Consider the following 18323-nt stretch of genomic DNA (forward strand, 5'->3'; position numbering starts at 1 on the left):
TTTTGCCCCACGGCGTACTTAGATCAGCTTAGCCTCAAGGCAGGCAGCACCCTAATAAGCATAGCCAGCCTGATTTCTGCTCAAACCTCGTGCACAAATAGCTCACGCTCAAAGCGTACCTGCGGCCAAAACACGCCATCATCAGCACGTTCGCCCGCACCCACAACCATGATTGGGAATGAGGCATCACCTAGGCTCAATAGCTTGCGCACACGCACTTCATCAAAACCTTCCATCATGCAGGTGTCGTAACCATGAGCACGAAACGCCAGCACTAAGTTTTCGCAAGCCAATGCTGTGCTTTTTGCTGCCCACAAATCGACTTCTGATTTGGTATAAGGGCCACGCGGCACTGCCGCAACCAAGCCGCCCACTGAAAACGCGGCCTTTTTCACCATAGCAAAGCTGTTAAGCGGGCCTGGCGCGTAGTTATACGGAATGAGCTGATAATAACGCTGCACTAATTTTGGCACATCGGGCATAGGCCACTCACGCAGCATTTTGCGTGAAAACTCATCAATCCTATCGGTACGAGCAACACAAACAATTAGCTCTGCTGCAGTTTTAGCGGCTAGCTGACTCATGCAAGCTTTCACTAGTTTGGCTTTTTTATCCTTCGAGCGAACAATGAAAAACTCCCACGGCTGCAGGCCTGATGAGCAAGGTGCCAGCAACGCCATATCCAAACAATCATCCATGACCGCTTGCGGAATCGGCTTATTGGTGAACTTACGCACCGAGCGGCGGCTAATCACTACTTGGCGAAATGACTCTAAATCTATGCCGGTAGGCGCAGGCTCGTAGTAGCGCGATTTACCATCGGCGGTGACAACGACAGGCTTAGATTTTGTTGCTGACTTAGCGGACATAATTATCTCTTTCATATTAAAGTGTTGGAAAGCTAGCCAAGCCTATTGTTACTGTCAAACTAGAAGAACAAATGGCGTGACATTTTATGGCCACATGCTAACCTTACATTTGTCGGATTACTAACCTTGAGGCGTCTTATCTATGACCACCCCACATCACGATATCATTGTCGTTGGCAGCGGATTTTCAGGCCTAGGCATGGGCATTTTTCTGAAAAAATCCGGCCGTAACGATTTTCTCATTTTAGAAAAATCGACCGACTTTGGCGGCACTTGGCTCGACAATGATTATCCGGGCGCCGCCTGCGATGTGCCATCACATATGTATTCGTACTCATTCGATCAAAACCCCGATTGGTCACGTTTCTACTCAGGCCAAGCCGAAATTTTGGCTTATATGAAAAAGTGCGCGAGCAAATATGATCTCTACTCGCACTTTCGCGGCAATAGCGAGCTGATTGAAGCGCGCTGGAGCGATGCTGATAAGCGCTGGCAACTCAAAACAGGGGATGGCAAGGCATATACCGCGCGCGTGGTGATCTCCGGCATTGGTGGTTTAAGCCGCCCTGCACTGCCCAACGTAAAGGGCCTCGATAATTTCAAAGGCACAATGTTCCACTCCGCACGCTGGAATCACGACTACGACCTCACAGGCAAGCGCGTTGCGGTTATTGGCACTGGCGCCAGCGCCATCCAGTTTGTGCCGCAAATCGCACCTAAAGTGGATGAGCTAGTGCTGTTTCAGCGCACACCACCTTGGTTGGTGCCAAAACCCGATGGCGTCATTAATGCCGGCGTGAAAAAACTATTCAACTTCTTACCGGCGTCACAAAATTTAGTGCGTGCTGGGATTTACTGGCAGGCCGAAGCATTCGCTCTAGGTTTTGTGCATCCAAAACTCATGGTGGCGATTGAGAAATTAGCGCGTTGGCATCTGAAAAGACAGATCAAAGACCCTGAATTGCGCGAAAAACTAACACCCAACTACACCATTGGTTGCAAGCGCGTGCTGTTTTCAAATAACTACTACCCAGCTCTGGCTCGCGATAACGTCAAGGTCATCGCCGCTGGCGTCAAAGAAGTGCGCGCCAACAGTGTTATCGATTCCAATGGCCAGGAACACCAAGTCGATGCCATTATTTGCGGCACCGGCTTTGATACCAAGGACCCATTAGGTCCGCTGCATTTGTATGGCCGCGATGGTATTGAAACGCGCTCCAAAGAAGGCGGCTTAAGTGCTTATTTAGGCACTACACTCAAAGACTTACCAAACTTATTCATGTTGCTTGGCCCGAATACTGCGCTCGGCCATAACTCGATTATCTTCATGATTGAGCAGCAAATTCGCTATGCCATAAGCTGTCTAGATGAGATGGACAAGCGTGGTGCCGCTGAGATATCAGTCAAGCCCGAGGTGCAAGACGCTTATAATGAGCGCATTCAAGCCGAACTACAGAAAATGGTCTGGAGCGAAGGTGGCTGTAAAAGCTGGTATATCGATGAAGATGGCAAGAACTTCACCATCTGGCCTGGTTTCACCTGGAAATATTGGATGCGCATGCGCAAGCCAAACTTCCGCCACTTCCAGTTTAAGAAAGCTTAAACCGATAACGTTAGATACTAAAAAGCCGCTACTAAGCGGCTTTTTAGTTAAGGTTTTGCAAGTCACATATCTAGCAAACTAAGTGCTCAATGGCCGCGTGTAAGCTCGTGAATTTTCGCGATATAGCGCGGCATCATGCCAATGTCTTCGAAAATTTCCTCGCCCTCTTCGACACGAATTACTCGTGTGCCCTTTTGGTAAGGCATGCGCGTCTCAAGCTCAAACAAGCCATGATGCAAAACGCTGGCAATAATCTCTTGCTCGCTGAGATTGTAAACAGCTGCAAGCGCCTGAATTTTAACGCGATCAGTATCGAATACACTGACCTGCATAGGCACTTTTTGCCGGTGTAATAACTGCCGAGCTTCCCACTCTTGAATCAGCTCAGCAAAGGCGTTGTGCGACATAATCATCCCTCCGAGGCACTTCAACCCAACTCTAGTCGGATAGACCAACCATACTCCGGAGATGGCTAGACAGCACTACCTCTCATCTGCTCAATGCTGCCTTTGGCACCATTGCACATTTACTAGGTCACTTAGTCGATTAAAAACGGGGAAATAGCTGCCCATACTTGTTCAGGTCGCTCGACTTGCGGGTAATGACCAAGGCCAGGCAAGGCTTGAGTATTGGGCTGAGTGGTCAGCTCTCGGTAACGCGCCAACATGTGCTCACCAGAAATAGGATCATCGGCACCCACCACCACACGCAATGGGCTCGCCGTATGTTGCAAGGCACCGACCCAGCGCGCTCGCTGCTGCTGGCGCTCGGCCATATAGCCAATGAGCTTCGGCATACGCAAATGCCCATCATTGTGCTTCAGCAAGGCCCACATATCGTTCACAGCCTCATCTGGCAGCTGATGGCAGCATGCCGCCTGCAAGCGATCAACAAACACTTCACGGCGCATCAGGCGTGCAACTAAAGGGCCTAATGGACTAGCCAAAAGCTTTTGCGTGAGTAGCGCGCGATGGGTTTCCGGAAATAACCCGCCATTGAGCAAGCAGACACGGCCTACTTGGCCATGGCCGCTGCCATCGAGCTGACGCGCCAATAACTCCTGCGCCACCGTGTCGCCAATGTCATGAGCAAGAATATGGTAGTGCTCAACGCCTTCGGCACGCAGCAGCGCTTCTACTCGATCAGCTTGATCGAAGATGCTGTAGTGGTGCTTCTTAGGCTTGGCACTGAGGCCAAAGCCGAGAAAATCGAAGGTGTAGCAGCGAAAATGTGCCGTGAGCTGCGGCCATAGCGGCGCCCAGTCAACGCTAGCGGATGGAAAGCCATGTAACAGTAGCAAGGCTGGGCCGGTGCCGGCGATGTGGACAAAGTGGCGCTGGCCCTTAAGCTCGCGATAATCACCGCTACGCTCCCACGAGAGCAATTGGGCGGAAAACGACATAGGCCAGCTCCCGAGCTAGGCAAGGCCTGCTGAGTGCAGGCTATAAGCTAGCTCCTAAGATGTAGCGCTTAAAAGATAAATATCCACGCCAGCAGGCCACCGAGAATCAACCACTTCAGCACGTAATACAGCGTGCGGTTGGTCTTTTTCAGCGCCTTGGCACGCAAGCGCACTAAGTATAAATAGCTAAATGCTTTGTTGATGCCGCCAGTTTTATCGCTGTCGGTATTTGGCGAGCTAGCCGCCGTCATCACCGTGCGTGCAAACCAATTATTCAGCGCTTGCGCCCAACGCCGCGTCATCGGCCGCTCAATATCGCAGAGCAAAATAATACGATTTTCGTCAGTCATGTTTTCGGCGTAATGGATATAAGTTTCATCAAACATCACACCCTCGCCGTCGCGCCAGCTATAACGTTCGCCATCGACATCGATAAAGCAACGATCATCGTTGGGCGTAATCAGGCCTAAGTGATAACGCAAGGAGCCAGCAAACGGGTCGCGATGGCGCACTAGGCGACTGCCCGGTGGTAGCTCAGTAAACATTGCGGCTTTCACCGAATCTAGGCTGCGCACCAACGCCGTGGTTTTGGGGCACAGTTCTGCAGCGGACGGATGGCCGTCTTCATACCATTTCAAATAAAAGCGCTTCCAGCCGACCTTGAAAAAGGAGTTAAAACCGGCGTCGTTGTATTCAGCAGATGCCTTGATCAAGCCCTTCTCGCCCAAGGCTTTAGCTTCATCGCGAATCTCTTCCCAATGCTCAGCAAGCACCGCAACTTCAGGGAAATGGTCTTGCGACAAGTACGGCGTGGTCGGTACTTTAGACCACCAATACATGATGACGTTGATCGGTGCCATCAAAGTGGAGTGATCGAAAAACTGCCGCGAAAACTTGTGCTTCACCTTGCCGCGGCGCTGCACAAAAATGGCCGACGCAATGAATATCGCGAGAATTATCCACTTCATATTTGCTTACTCAATAGGTACGACTAGACGCCGCCATTTTACCTTGCAGGATGGCGTCAAAGCCACAACGTACTACCACATCAGGTCATCAGGAATCACATAGTCCGCATAGGGGTCATCATCCGCTACAGCCTGCGCTTGGCGCTCGACCTTCAGCACCACACGAGCGCTATCACGCTGTGCAATTTTCTCTGCAATAGCTGTCGGCACTAAGGCAAATTCAATCGACGCCGCAGCGCCAATACGCACAATAGCAATCTGACCACGAGCCACTTGGTCGATCTGCGCAGGGCGCAGCCAAAGCTTGCGGATTTTGCTGCCGTCTGCAAACTGATAGGGCTGATCACCGCCGCTACGATCGATCTGATGCATTTCAATAAGCTGACGAATTTGCGCAACGATGGCTTTTTCAGCCTGAGTATCTTGCTGCGCTTTATTGGCAGCCTGATCACGCACTAATTGCTCAGCTCGCGCTTGCTTGACCAGCTCAGCCGCTGGCACTTCCTCATGTCGGCCTTTGGCGGCTTGACGCTTGGCGTGATCGGCCTGACGTGCACGCTTGGCATTGGCCAGCCCAGCCTGCATTAATTGGTCTTTCAAGGAGGCCATGTTTAAGTTCCCTGCTCAGCCAATATCGCCTCAATGCGACCAGATTGATAAAACGGCAGCAATTGGCGACGCACGATGCCATCGAGTAATTTCGCCTTATGCAATGCAGCAATAGCCGGTGGGGCAAAGCGTGAAAGCTCAGCGAAAATCATCTCGCGTGTTACGCCCACCTCGTCGAGCAAAAATTGCAGCGTGGCATCATGATATTTATCGAAAAAGCTATCGATGGCCACTTCCAGTAATACCCCGTAATACGGCGTATGACGCAGTTCGCCGCGCCAGAACTCATAGCCGATAACAAAGATTTCTTCCAGGCTTGCCGCGCTCACATATTCGCGGAAACGACTGGCCGGCCAGTGCTTAATATCAGCCCAAACATCAAGCGCAATACGGCGCACAGTCTCGTCGCTAAGCTTGGCCTTAAGCGATTCTTCACTTGTGCGCAAAGTGGCTTGCGTGCTTTTACGCACATAGGCCTGCAAGCCTTCATCTAATGATTTTTCCAAACCCGGCGAGGCTTTACTCAGCACCGACTTACCCAAGCCCATCAGTGCCGAGGCTCCTGGGATGCCTTTAGCAGCAGCATTGCCTTGCGCCAAATAGCCTTTGATGCCGCGCGAAATAAGATCTGACGACATCTCCACCAATAAAGGGTTGCCCAAGACGGCGTGGATAAGTTTGTCGCGCAACTCATGCAGCTCAACGGCTTTATTGATGATTTCGCGCGCTTGCTTGTCGGAGACAATGTCGCTGAGCTTGGTGTCATCGTGAATTGGATGCGCATGCAAGACGCGAGCGATATCACCGACCAACTCAGGAATGCCGCCCGACATCGGCATCTCAACGGCATAGGCACGTGCAGTGGCCAGAATTTGCTCTTTGCTAACCATCTGTGTGAGCTTGAGCTTCTTGGCATTGACTAAGTCAGCATCAAGCTCGGCAGACAGATGCTCTAGCAGGCCATCACCAGTGAGTAAGGCCATCGAATGCGAGACATGCGCCTCGTATAGAGCAGCAACTACTGGGTGCGCGGGAGTTTTTTTCTTGGTCATGATGAGCGAGCCTTAAGTTTAGATTGCGTAGTTTGCTTTCAAATAAGACAAAATCGCTTCGGATTCGAAAAGCTCAGCGCCAGTATTAGGATCTTGCAGGAATGGCAGCTGCACACGGCCATGCTTTTGCATAAATTGCTCACGCTTGCCGCCAGCTTTTGGCACATAAGGACCAGGCTTCAGGCGCTGCACAGCTGGCCCAATTTCGGTCCAATGCTCTTTGCCCAGGTTATGCAGGCTATAGGGAATTTCCAGCTCACAGAGCAGTTCGCGCACTGGGCGAGAATATGGGCTGATCTCAAAGCTCCACAATGCCAGTGGCTTCTCTGGTGCTCGCGAAGGCTTTACGCGCATGCCCGCAGTCGCCCGCGTAGCGCTAGCCAATAGGCTACTCGCAGTATGTAGCGGCGTTTTTTTATAGGTAGCTGGCGCTGGGCGATTTGCGTAGGCGCGGAATAAATAATCAATGATCGCACCCGACTCATAAAGTACGGTGCCGGTGTTGGGGTCTTGCAGCAATGGAAACTGCAGCTTGCCACCAACTTCAATGGCCTGTGCGCGAAAGCGCGTGCCGTTTTTCGGGCATGGGCGAATATCTAAATCTAAGTGCAAGGCGGTCGCCGCTTCACGCACCATTCGGCAATATGGGCAGTTCTCGATATCAAACAATACGGGGCGTTGCTCGGGCTGCTTAAAGAAGGCACGCCCAGCGCCACCGCGCCAACCAGCAGCTGTTGAGGCCAGAACTGAGCTTAAAATATTAAGTTGATGAGCGAATGACATGAGATAAATCTCGCAAACAAAAGAAGGCGATGACTTTGCCACAACGCCGCGTTGACGCCAAACGCATTCGCTCACGGCATTTAGGCCACTGCCAATGACCGAATAGTCGCTATAGTTCGCACATTATGTACGCGCTGCGGATACTCAAGCCGTTAGCTTGAACATTGCCCGCCGCTCAGGAGCCATTTATGCCACGCCCATCATTGCCCGAACGCCTTAGTCAGTCGCTACAGCAGCAACGCCACAAGCTAGCGAAACGCGCTGCGGTGTTGCGCCACGAAGGTAGTCGCGTATTGACCAATGCTAATGATCGCTTTCTGCGCACGCGCGAACTCACGCTATCGGGCCAAACGCCTTATGAAGTCTTGCACGACAATGGTTTGGTGAAGCTGCGCCATTACCTGCCCCTCACCGACACTGAGATTCCGCTCGGCGAAGGCACATTGGCGGTAAATCCGAAGCGCCATCGCGTGCCTGTAGTGTTAGTGCCGCCACTCGCGGTGAACATGAATATTTATGACTTTTTCCCTGAGCGCAGCTTGGTCAAGTTTCTGCTAGCCCATGGCTTCTCAGTGTATTTGATTGACTGGGGTCGGCCCACACTACGCCATACCCACTACAATTTAGAGACTTATATTGCCGACTTTATGCCGGATTACTTAAGCCATATCCGTCGTCATGCTGGAGTCGAAGAGCTCAGCCTGCACGGCTGGAGCATTGGCGGCGTGCTGTCATTGGGCTATGCCGCGCTCAGCAAAGACCCGAACATTCGTAACTTGGTTATCGTCGGCACACCGATCAACGGCCATGCCTCTGGTGCACTCGGCAAGATGTATCAGCGCCTCGCCAAACAAGCGGCTTGGGTGCGCAAGCACACAGGATTTCGTGTGCATAATCTCAGCCCTCGCCTACTGCATACTCCAGGCTGGATCAATTCCTTATCATTCAAAATGCTCAGCCCTGCCAATAGCCTGCTGGGCTATTGGGAACTAATCACACGTCTCGATGATCGCGAATTTGTGGTCAATCACGCCACCAACGGCGCCTTTCTCGATGACATGGTGGCCTACCCCGGCGGCGTCATCCAAGACATGATGATTCGTATTTGGCTCGATAATGATCTTGCTGACGGCCGTATTCACCTTGGTAAGCATCAAATAGACTTTGCCGACATCAAGGCTTCTTTGCTGGCCTTTGCTGGCAAGCAAGACACCATGGTCACAGCCGACGCAATGCGTCCACTACCCGACTTAATCAGCAGCGATGACGCCACATTGGCGCTTATTTCCGGTGGCCATATGGGCATTTTAGCCGGCAGTAATACGCCAACAGAGGCGTGGCCGCAGCTAGCCGACTGGCTTGCACCTCGCTCTCAATAATCAGAAACATTCGATTTTCTGATAGGTTTAATCAGAATTACCCGATAGTTCTGATTAAGTTTGCGCCTTAAACTGGCCACTAAATCGGCGATACTTTATTATTCGCGCTCAACGCCTCAGCCCCGTCAAGAGATTTGATCATGTCTAACGTAGCCCAAGAAACCGTCCTAAGTGTTCATCATTGGAATGACACTTTGTTCAGTTTTACCACCACGCGTGACCCCGGCCTACGCTTTCACAATGGCCACTTCGTCATGATCGGCTTAGAGACTGAAGGCAAGCCACTGATGCGTGCCTACTCAATTGTCAGCGCCAACTACGAAGAACATCTTGAATTTTTCAGCATCAAAGTGCCCGATGGCCCATTGACCTCGCGCCTGCAGCATTTACAGCCAGGCGACACTCTGATGGTCAGCCGCAAGCCCACTGGCACGCTGATCATGGACAACCTTTTGCCCGGCAAAACGCTGTATATGTTGTCGACTGGCACCGGCTTAGCGCCATTCATGAGCATCATCAAAGATCCTGAGGTCTATGAGCGCTACGACCATGTCGTACTCTGCCACGGCGTGCGCGAAGTCAGCGAGCTAGCCTATGCCGACTTCATTTCCGAGCAGCTACATGACAACGAGTTCTTCGGTGCAGAATCACGCAAAAAATTGATTTACTACCCTACGGTTACGCGCGAAGAGTTTCGCAACCAAGGCCGCCTGACCAATCTCATCGAGTCCGGCAAGCTCTTTAGCGATATTGGCTTACCGCCATTAAACGTCGAAACTGACCGCGTGATGATGTGTGGCAGCCCGAGCATGCTGAAAGACTTAGTGGTGATGCTTGAAGAGCGCGGCTTCACCGAATCGCGTCATGGCCAACAAGCGCACTACGTCATTGAGCGCGCATTTGTTGAGAAATAAGCTCAGCGTTTAAGCAGTAGCCGCACTTAGCGTGCAACAAAATGCCCGTCGTCTGTAAACAGGCGGCGGGCACGATCGAAGTAGCGCATCCAATAGCGATTGGTTAGCGGATCAATACGAATCACAGCGCCTGTTCGTGGCGCATGTACGAAACGATTGTCGCCAATATAAACGCCAACATGATTAATCGCGCGGCTATTGCCTAAGCGAAAAAACAGTAAGTCACCAACGACCAACTCTTTTTCTGTGACATCTCGACCGGCTAGGCTTGCCATTTGCGCCGCAGTACGAGGCAGCACAACATCGCTAACATCGCGATAAATATACTGCACCAAGCCCGAGCAATCGAAGCCCTCTTCAGGCGAAGTGCCGCCCCATTTATAGGGTGTACCCATCAAAGTCAGAGCAGTCATTACCATATCGTCGGCTGCAGCCGGCGATACAAGGCTACTGTCAGCAAACTTAGGTGCAGCGCTACTTAATGTGCGGGGACCATCAGCCCACACTGTCGAACTCATTAATATCAGTCCAACCATGCCTAAAACGCTTCGATGAAGACCGTTTTTCATGGTGTAAATCCTCTTATATTTTGCGAGATGCGCATGGATTTTGCGCACTCAACCCGCTATGTTGCAGGCTATTAGTTATTATCATTTCGCAAGCAATGCTTGCGAGCGGGAGACCTGAATGAGCCACCCTGCCGAGGCGCTCTTAAACGCTCAGCTGCAATTTTTTCTACAAGACTTCAAAGGTGATGCGCTCCGCACACACCTAGACATCGAAGCCAACGCTTACTGCGACTTACTAGAAACTATCAGCGCTCGAGATTTGCTCAGTGAAAGCCAGGTCATCTCATGGATAGAGCGTAATATCTTAAGCTATTCGCCAACCGACACAATGCGCGAGCAAGCCGTCATGTTGGTGGAGCTTGGGTTAAATAACCCCAGCCACCAGCAACAACCCATGCGGCAGCTCATTAATAAACAAATTTACGACTTAATGGTACAACGTTTAGTCGAAAGACCAGCATTGCGCCAAGAACTCATTCACAGCGCGCTTAGCAGCCCGGTCTATACACGCGTGCTCTCCGATGTGGTTTACCACAGCATCGTCGATTATTTAACAACAGATAACGCCATCGCTCGCCGTGTCCCCGGCTTTAGCTCATTAGTGAAGGTAAGCCGCAACATGCTAGGCCGCATGGGCCGTTTAGATGAAACTATCGAGCAGGCTATCAAGGCGTATTTATCGCGCAATATTTCTGCCACCGCCAAATTCAGTGAGCAGCTGCTCGATAAAGCCTTAAACAACGATGCCATCGCCCAATATGCCGAGCTAGTCTGGCCGCGCTTAGAGGCTTATCAGCTTGGTCAGGCGACTCGGCATTTAGAAACTCAAGGCTTAAGCTATTTGGCCGTGCTGTATTGGAATCAGATTCGCCAAACAGACTATATGAAGCAACAAATCAGCTTATTAGTTCAGGCATGGTTTGCTCACGCTGGCAATATGCCAGCTATGCACTTCTTACGTCTGATGGGCATTGAGCGCGACCATATTGCACGTGAAGTCGTCGCTGTTGGTGAGCCTATGGTCAATGCGCTAAATGACTCTGGCTATATTGAGCGGCGCTTAAAAGAGCATTTTGCGCGCTTCTTCGATGCCCCTGAAACACGCACCCTGATACAAGACCTCATTGGAAAACAGGTATGAACTTAGCGGATATTCGACTCGATTATGGCCTCAAAGGCTTGAGCCCAGAGCAATGCCACGTTGATCCTTACGGCCAGCTTCAGCAGTGGCTAGATGAAGCGATTGAGGCGGGCGTGCCAGACGCGACAGCCATGCATTTAGCTACCGTAGACTCAAATGCGCGACCTTCAGGGCGTATCGTTTTATTGAAAGGCATTGCCGATGGTGCCGTGCACTTTTACACCAACTACGACAGCCGTAAAGGCCACCAATTGGCTGCAAATCCTTATGCATCCAGTACGTTCTTTTGGCCCGAACTTGAGCGCCAAGTGCGCATTGAAGGCCGTGCTGAAAAGCTTCGCGCTAGTGACTCCGATGCCTACTTTGCTTCGCGGCCTTATGGCAGCCAAATAGGCGCTTGGGTTTCAGCACAAAGCCAAGCACTGGAAGCTCCTGAGCTGCTATTAGAGCGAGAGCGAGAGCTGAAGGCGAAGTATCCCACTGAGGTACCTAGACCGCCGCACTGGGGCGGCTATAGGCTAGTCGCTGATCATGTGGAGTTTTGGCAGGGTCGCCCAAGCCGCTTGCATGATCGTGTGCTGTATTTACCATCGGGTGATGGCGCTTGGCATCGCAGCCGACTTCAACCTTAAACTTGCTTTAGGCCGGGCTGTCGCAATCGATAAACTCGTGGTTTAGACCTAAGTTTTCCGCACACCATTCGCCCAATGCCTGCACGCCATAACGCTCGGTGGCGTGATGGCCAGCGGCAAAGTAATGCAGACCGCATTCGCGCGCGACATGCACGGTGGGCTCCGAAATCTCGCCACTAATATACGCATCGACACCATGACTGGCGGCCTGCTCAATAAATCCTTGAGCACCGCCGGTACACCACGCCACGCGCTGAATTAGCGCCGGTCCGCCAGCGATATGCAGCGGCTTACGCTGTAAGACATGCGCAATACGCTCTGCAAAAGCCTCGGCACTCATGGGACTTTCTAAACGCCCCACATCGCCAACTTGGCGCGGATCATCATATAAAGAACACTCACGCAACAAACCTAAGCGCCGCGCCAACTGTGCGTTATTGCCAAGTGTAGGATGAGCATCTAGCGGCAAATGATAGGTAATCAACGAGATGTCATGCGCTAATAACTTGGCTAAGCGCCGCCGCTTCATGCCCACCACTTGCGCCGCCTCACCTTTCCAAAAATAGCCGTGATGCACCAAAATCGCATCGGCATTTGCTGCAATGGCGGCATCGATCAATGCCTCACTCGCGGTCACACCACTGACAATTTTGTGTACCTCGTCGCGGCCCTGAACTTGTAAGCCGTTGGGGCAGTAATCACTAAATTTATCTGCGCTTAATTCGTCATCGAGCCGCGCTACTAGTGCGTTTAATCGCATGTAACCTCCTTGATAAGCTTGATGCCATGGCATCGAGCCCGTACTGTAATGCCCTGTCTGAATAGCGAGAAGGATAAATTATGCGCGCAGCAACTGCACTTCCATGGATTTTACTGGCCGGAGTGGTCGGCTATGTTGGTGTTGAGAAACAATGGCCCGATGCGTTTTCATCTTCGCCGACGCCTGCCCCGATTACTTTGAATCTTCCGCAACCATCAGAAAACGCTAATCCGCCAGCATTAAGCGGGCCTATTTCCTACGCACCAGCTGTGGCTAAGGCCGCACCCGCAGTGGTAAATATTTACACCACGCAAACCGTGAAGCAAAACATCGACCCATTTTTGGAGCAATGGCTACGCTTTCATGGCCAAGCCGCACCGCGCGAGCGTTCGGCATCGAGCCTAGGTTCTGGCGTTATCGTTTCTAGCGATGGCTATGTGCTGACCAATGCGCATGTCGTTGCCGGTGCTGATGAAATATTGGTCGCCACACATGATGGCCGCGAAGTCCAAGCCAAACTCATTGGCACAGACCCCGACACCGACCTTGCGGTGCTTAAAATCGCCCTGAGTGACTTACCCGCCCTACCTTTCCGCCAAAACCCTAGTGCGGTTGGCGATGTCGTTTTAGCTATCGGCAACCCTTTTGGCGTTGGCCAAACCGTGACACAAGGCATCATTTCAGCGCTAGGTCGCAGTGGTTTAGGCATCAACACCTATGAAGACTTTATTCAGACCGACGCCGCAATAAACCCTGGCAATTCCGGCGGGGCATTGATTGATGTGCAAGGTAATTTGATGGGCATTAATACCGCCATCTACTCTCGCTCTGGCGGCAGCATGGGCATCGGCTTTGCTATTGCCGCACCGATTGCTCAGCAAGTCTTACAAGAGATTATCGCTCACGGCCATGTGGTGCGCGGCTGGCTGGGCATTGAGATAGCCGGGCAAAGCCATCGCGACGGCCCACCTAGCCGCTCCAAAGACAGCCAAGTCACTGTCGCTGCTGTGATGAAAGGTGGTCCTGCAGACCGCGCCGGCCTTAAGCCGGGCGATGAAATTATCAATATTGAAGACAAGGATGTGATCAGTGCCGATCAGGTAATTCGGCAAATAGGTGGCTATAAGCCCAATGCCAAGGTGACCATTGTGGTGCGTCGCGATAAAGAGGAAAAAGCATTAACAGTAACGATGGGCGAGCGACCGAAAGCGAATTAGCTCTCAGTCGTTCGTCCGAATCGTTTATATCGACGCGCTTAAGTGAGAATTTCGCTGAGCGCGTCGATTAAGGCGGCATGCTGATCTGGCGTGCCCACGGTGATGCGCAAGAAATTATCGATGCGCGGCTTATTGAAGTGCCGCACCACCACCGCCCGCTCACGCAGGGCCTGCGCTAAGTCTGCGCCGCCATGCTTAGGGTGCTGAGCAAAGACAAAGTTCGCGCCCGATGGCAGCACGTCAAAACCCAAACGCTCAAGCTTCGCCGTCAAACTATCGCGCTGCATGATGACCATCTGCTGCATCGAATCAAAATACGCTTTGTCTTCAAATGCTGCCTGCGCGCCTGCCAGCGCAACACGGCCAAGCGGATATGAGTTGAAGCTATTTTTAATGCGCTCTAAAGCTTCAATTAAGTGCGGCTGGCCAATCGCTAGACCCACGCGCAAACCAGCGAGCGCACGCGATTTCGATAGTGTGTGTGTGATCAACAAGTTGTCATAGCGGCCGACTAAAGCCACAGCAGAATCGCCGCCAAAATCGATATAAGCCTCATCCACCAAGACCACAACATCGCGATTGGCCTGCAAGATTTGCTCAATCGTATCCAAGGCCAATACACAGCCCGTGGGCGCATTGGGGTTGGGGAAAATCACGCCGCCATTAGGGCGCGAATAGTCAGCAGGGTTAATGGCGAAGCTGTCGGTCAGCGGCACGGTCTCGTAGGCGATGTCATAGAGCTGAGCATAGACCGGGTAAAAGCTGTAGCTGATGTCGGGAAATAGCAGCGGCTTATCGTGCTGAAATAGGCCGTGAAAGGCATGTGCCAATACTTCATCGGAGCCGTTACCAACAAACACCCACGACTGATCGCCACCTTGAGCAGCAAGGTCGTAATAGTCGGAGATGGCTTGGCGCAACGCATCGGCGTTAGGATCTGGATATAAGCGCAGGTCGTCGTTCAGAGCCGCTTGCATCGCCGCGATGGCTTTTGGCGAGGGCCCGAATGGATGCTCATTGGTATTGAGCTTAATCAGATTGCTGATCTTTGGTTGTTCGCCCGGCACATAGGGCACCAACTCGCGCACACGCGCACTCCAGAAACGGCTCATCGCGTTTGATACTCCTAAAAAGTTTTCGCCTTAAGCGCTTCAATCAGCCTTAGGCAATAAGCGATATTCGGCCGAACGCGCATGCGCCGTTAAGCCCTCACCGCGCGCCAACACCGAAGCCACTGCAGCCAGTGTTGATGCACCTTGTGGCGAGCAACCAATCAAGCTGCTGCGCTTTTGAAAATCGTAGACACCTAGCGGCGATGAAAAACGCGCGGTACCCGAGGTTGGCAATACGTGGTTTGGCCCGGCGCAATAATCACCCAAAGCTTCTGGCGTGTGGCGACCCAAGAAGATGGCGCCGGCATGGCGAATCGATGGCAATAAAGCCTGAGGATCAGCCACCGATAACTCTAAATGCTCGGGCGCAATGCGATTAATCAGCGCCAATGCCTCAGTTTCATCGGCCACTAAAATCAAAGCACCACGATCACGCAATGATGTGGTGGCAATGTCCACGCGATCCAAAGTTGGCAGCAAACGCTCAATTGAGGCCTCAACAGCATCCAAATACGCAGCATCACAAGCGATCAATAAAGACTGAGCTTGCTCGTCGTGTTCGGCCTGCGAAAACAGATCCATGGCAATCCAGTCTGGATCGGTTTGGCCATCGCAATAAATCAAAATTTCTGATGGCCCGGCGATCATGTCAATGCCGACTTGACCGAAGACATGGCGTTTGGCTGTGGCGACATAAACATTGCCAGGGCCCACAATTTTATCCACCCGCGGCACGGTTTCGGTGCCATAAGCCAAGGCCGCAACCGCTTGCGCACCACCGAGCGTAAAGACACGATCGACCTCAGCCAAATGCGCGGCAGCAAAGACTAATTCGTTGATCTCGCCACGCGGAGTCGGCACCACCATGATGATCTCAGCAACACCAGCGACCTTTGCCGGCAATGCGTTCATCAACACAGATGATGGATACGAGGCTTTGCCGCCAGGCACATAAATGCCGACACGATCGAGCGCAGTGACTTGCTGGCCAAGGATAGTGCCATCGGCTTCGGTGTACTGCCAAGACTCTTGCACTTGATGTGCGTGATAGCGTCGGATGCGCTCAGCAGCTTGCGTTAGCGCATCGCGTTCAGTATTTGGCAGGCCGTCATAGGCTTGCTTTAAGCGCTCTGGGCTGACTGATAAATCAGCCATGGTAGCGGCATTAACTTGATCGAATTGATTGCTGAACTCGACTAATGCGGTATCACCTTCGGCACGTACACGCGTAATGATGTCGATAACACGCGCTTGCACAGCGGCATCAGACACGCCCTCCCATGCCAGCAATGCATCGAGCTGCTGATTAAAGTTGGCGTCGCGGCTATCGAGTCTTTTCATGCCCTACCTATCTAAAATATATCGCTCGCCGGCCTTAGGCAGATACGCACTCGCGCGCATCCACTGCGGCCTGCAATTTGGCCACTAATGGTGCAATCTGCGATTGTTTCATTTTCATCGCCAGCTTGTTTACGATCAGCCGCGAGCTCACTTGCATGATCAATTCGCGCGGCTCTAAACCGTTTTCTTTCAGCGTTTTTCCGGTGTCGACCACATCAACAATAACATCGGCCAAACCCATCACCGGAGCTAGCTCCATCGAGCCATAGAGCTTGATCAGCTCGACCTGCTCGCCGCGCTCGGCATACCAGCGCTTTGCTGTATTGATGAACTTGGTCGCCACACGTAAACGCCCTGCTGGTGCTGGCGCATTGACCGCTGCTGCGGTCATTAAGCGGCATTGAGCAATGCGTAAATCGACTAGCTCAAATAAACCATCGGCACCGTGCTCGACCAATACATCCTTGCCAGCAACACCAATATCAGCCGCACCATTTTGTACAAACGTGGGCACATCGGTGGCGCGTAAAATGATGATGCTCACACCGTCTTGCGAGGTTGGAAAAATCAGTTTTCGGCTTTTTTCAGGATCTTCTAAAAGCTCAATACCCGCCTCTGCCAGCAAGGGTAGCGTGTCTTTTAAAATACGTCCCTTAGACAAAGCAATCGTTAAACTCATGAGGGTCTCCGCGATAAACGCTGAACATCGGCGCCAAGGCCGCGCAGCTTCTCATCGAGGCTCTCATAGCCACGGTCCATATGGTAAAGCCGATCCATCACGGTCTCACCTTCAGCCACCAATGCTGCTAGCACTAGCGACATGGATGCGCGCAAATCGGTCGCCATGACCGGTGCTGCGAGCAAAGTATCAACGCCAGTAACAACAGCAGTATGGCCATCGACACTGATCTGCGCGCCAAAACGGCTAAGCTCAGGCACGTGCATAAAGCGGTTTTCAAAAATGGTTTCGCTGATGGTGCTAACACCCTCCGCCACCGTATTTAGCGCCATAAACTGCGCCTGCATATCGGTAGGAAATGCAGGGTGCGGTGCGGTGCGAAAGCTCACTGCTTTCGGGCGACGGCCATGCATATCTAAACTAACCCAGTCAGGGCCTGTGTTAATTTCGGCGCCAGCTTCTTCAAGCTTCAGTAAGACGGCATCAAGTTGCGATGGGTCGGCGTGGGTGGCGCGAATAGAGCCGCCGGTAATGGCGGCAGCACATAGATACGAACCGGTTTCGATACGGTCTGGAATCACCGCATGTGTGCAGCCATGGAGCTTTTCGACACCATGAATAGTGATCGTTGAGCTACCAGCGCCTTCGATGTTTGCACCCATAGCAATGAGCATTTCAGCGAGGTTAACAATCTCTGGTTCGCGCGCGGCGTTTTCAATAACCGTAGTGCCTTCAGCAAGGCTCGCGGCCATCATAATATTTTCTGTGCCGCCCACAGTCACCATGTCGAAAATCAAGCGCGCGCCTTTTAATCGGCCATTCACTTTGCCATGCACGTTACCGTTTTCTACGCTAATTTCAGCGCCTAACTTTTCCAGTGCTTTCAAATGTTGGTCGACTGGACGTGAGCCAATAGCACAGCCACCGGGCAAAGACACTGTCGCCTCGCCATGACGTGCAAGCAATGGCCCGAGCACCAAGATCGAAGCACGCATGGTGCGCACTAACTCATACGGCGCAACAGCAGAGTTCAGCGAGCTTGCATTGATGTGCACGACATTATCATCGGCAAATTGCACGTCGACACCCATGCTGCTGACGACTTTTAAAATCGTCGTCACGTCTTGCAGCTTAGGCACGTTGGTGACGGTAACCGGGTCATCGGTCAGTAGAGGGGCTACCAATAAAGGTAGGGCAGCGTTTTTTGCGCCAGAAATGCGCACATCGCCACTCAGGCGACGACCGCCAACGATCAATAATTTATCCATGGAAGTGCGAGCCGCCTGTGCTAAG

19 protein-coding genes are annotated in these 18323 nt (G+C 52.2%); 6 read left to right on the forward strand and 13 right to left on the reverse strand.

Annotated features, from left to right (window positions below; genetic code table 11):
- Positions 1-80 precede the first annotated feature (80 nt).
- Positions 81-869 carry a nitroreductase family protein gene (locus tag ACFQ0F_RS07080; RefSeq protein WP_340675614.1) on the reverse strand — a complete coding sequence of 263 codons (789 nt, stop codon included), beginning with the start codon at positions 867-869 and terminating at the stop codon, positions 81-83.
- A 142-nt stretch (positions 870-1011) separates the two neighbouring features.
- Here ACFQ0F_RS07080 and ACFQ0F_RS07085 point away from each other — a divergent pair, with 142 nt between their 5' ends.
- Complete coding sequence (locus ACFQ0F_RS07085) at positions 1012-2472, forward strand: flavin-containing monooxygenase (protein WP_340675613.1); 1461 nt, start codon at positions 1012-1014, stop codon at positions 2470-2472.
- A gap of 86 nt (positions 2473-2558) precedes the next feature.
- Here ACFQ0F_RS07085 and ACFQ0F_RS07090 read toward each other — a convergent pair whose 3' ends face one another.
- The 6 genes from ACFQ0F_RS07090 to ACFQ0F_RS07115 all read right to left on the reverse strand — a co-directional run bounded on the left by ACFQ0F_RS07090 (position 2559) and on the right by ACFQ0F_RS07115 (position 7286).
- Positions 2559-2879 carry a hypothetical protein gene (locus tag ACFQ0F_RS07090; protein ID WP_340675612.1) on the reverse strand — a complete coding sequence of 107 codons (321 nt, stop codon included), beginning with the start codon at positions 2877-2879 and terminating at the stop codon, positions 2559-2561.
- Between the two features lie 131 nt (positions 2880-3010).
- Positions 3011-3874, reverse strand: coding sequence for an alpha/beta fold hydrolase (locus ACFQ0F_RS07095; protein WP_379070598.1), 864 nt, complete (start codon positions 3872-3874; stop codon positions 3011-3013).
- Between the two features lie 68 nt (positions 3875-3942).
- A complete protein-coding gene (gene lpxO / locus ACFQ0F_RS07100; RefSeq protein ID WP_340675610.1) occupies positions 3943-4842 on the reverse strand; it encodes a lipid A hydroxylase LpxO in 900 nt (299 codons plus the stop codon).
- Between the two features lie 72 nt (positions 4843-4914).
- On the reverse strand, positions 4915-5451 hold the full coding sequence (locus ACFQ0F_RS07105; RefSeq protein WP_340675609.1) for a DUF2058 domain-containing protein: 537 nt from the start codon (positions 5449-5451) through the stop codon (positions 4915-4917).
- 2 nt (positions 5452-5453) lie between these two features.
- Positions 5454-6503 (reverse strand): hypothetical protein, encoded by a 1050-nt coding sequence (locus ACFQ0F_RS07110; RefSeq protein WP_379070603.1) that lies wholly within the window; start codon positions 6501-6503, stop codon positions 5454-5456.
- 18 nt (positions 6504-6521) lie between these two features.
- A complete protein-coding gene (locus ACFQ0F_RS07115) occupies positions 6522-7286 on the reverse strand; it encodes a glutathione S-transferase N-terminal domain-containing protein (RefSeq protein WP_379070605.1) in 765 nt (254 codons plus the stop codon).
- Between the two features lie 188 nt (positions 7287-7474).
- Between ACFQ0F_RS07115 and ACFQ0F_RS07120 the strand changes: the two genes are divergently transcribed.
- Positions 7475-8665 carry an alpha/beta fold hydrolase gene (locus ACFQ0F_RS07120; protein WP_379070608.1) on the forward strand — a complete coding sequence of 397 codons (1191 nt, stop codon included), beginning with the start codon at positions 7475-7477 and terminating at the stop codon, positions 8663-8665.
- A gap of 140 nt (positions 8666-8805) precedes the next feature.
- A complete protein-coding gene (locus tag ACFQ0F_RS07125; protein ID WP_379070611.1) occupies positions 8806-9579 on the forward strand; it encodes a ferredoxin--NADP reductase in 774 nt (257 codons plus the stop codon).
- 26 nt (positions 9580-9605) lie between these two features.
- Here ACFQ0F_RS07125 and ACFQ0F_RS07130 read toward each other — a convergent pair whose 3' ends face one another.
- Positions 9606-10148, reverse strand: coding sequence for a C40 family peptidase (locus tag ACFQ0F_RS07130; protein WP_379070614.1), 543 nt, complete (start codon positions 10146-10148; stop codon positions 9606-9608).
- A gap of 118 nt (positions 10149-10266) precedes the next feature.
- Between ACFQ0F_RS07130 and ACFQ0F_RS07135 the strand changes: the two genes are divergently transcribed.
- Positions 10267-11289, forward strand: coding sequence for a hypothetical protein (locus ACFQ0F_RS07135; RefSeq protein WP_379070617.1), 1023 nt, complete (start codon positions 10267-10269; stop codon positions 11287-11289).
- Positions 11286-11921: a pyridoxamine 5'-phosphate oxidase gene (gene pdxH / locus ACFQ0F_RS07140; RefSeq protein ID WP_379070620.1), complete on the forward strand. Its 636-nt coding sequence runs from the start codon at positions 11286-11288 to the stop codon at positions 11919-11921. Before ACFQ0F_RS07135 ends, pdxH begins: the two co-directional genes overlap by 4 nt.
- A 7-nt stretch (positions 11922-11928) precedes the next feature.
- On the opposite strand, the gene ACFQ0F_RS07145 is transcribed toward pdxH, so the two are convergent.
- On the reverse strand, positions 11929-12681 hold the full coding sequence (locus tag ACFQ0F_RS07145) for a Nif3-like dinuclear metal center hexameric protein (RefSeq protein ID WP_379070623.1): 753 nt from the start codon (positions 12679-12681) through the stop codon (positions 11929-11931).
- A 77-nt stretch (positions 12682-12758) separates the two neighbouring features.
- On the opposite strand from ACFQ0F_RS07145, the gene ACFQ0F_RS07150 reads away from it, so the two are divergent.
- Positions 12759-13898 (forward strand): S1C family serine protease, encoded by a 1140-nt coding sequence (locus ACFQ0F_RS07150; protein ID WP_379072134.1) that lies wholly within the window; start codon positions 12759-12761, stop codon positions 13896-13898.
- 38 nt (positions 13899-13936) lie between these two features.
- On the opposite strand, the gene hisC is transcribed toward ACFQ0F_RS07150, so the two are convergent.
- From hisC to murA, 4 genes are read right to left on the reverse strand one after another with little or no spacing between them, the layout of a single operon-like run.
- Entirely contained in the window at positions 13937-15010 is a 1074-nt protein-coding gene (gene hisC / locus ACFQ0F_RS07155; protein WP_379070626.1) for a histidinol-phosphate transaminase, read from the reverse strand.
- 39 nt (positions 15011-15049) lie between these two features.
- Positions 15050-16351 (reverse strand): histidinol dehydrogenase, encoded by a 1302-nt coding sequence (gene hisD, locus ACFQ0F_RS07160; protein ID WP_379070628.1) that lies wholly within the window; start codon positions 16349-16351, stop codon positions 15050-15052.
- Positions 16352-16385: 34 nt separating this feature from the next.
- Entirely contained in the window at positions 16386-17030 is a 645-nt protein-coding gene (gene hisG / locus ACFQ0F_RS07165; RefSeq protein WP_340675598.1) for an ATP phosphoribosyltransferase, read from the reverse strand.
- The gene (murA, locus tag ACFQ0F_RS07170) at positions 17027-18298 is read right to left on the reverse strand and encodes a UDP-N-acetylglucosamine 1-carboxyvinyltransferase (protein WP_340675597.1); all 1272 of its coding nucleotides are present in this window, start codon (positions 18296-18298) and stop codon (positions 17027-17029) included. Before murA ends, hisG begins: the two co-directional genes overlap by 4 nt.
- Positions 18299-18323: the final 25 nt, after the last annotated feature.

It is taken from the genome of Paraperlucidibaca wandonensis, from assembly GCF_042677145.1.
In the GTDB taxonomy this organism is placed as follows: domain Bacteria; phylum Pseudomonadota; class Gammaproteobacteria; order Pseudomonadales; family Moraxellaceae; genus Perlucidibaca; species Perlucidibaca wandonensis.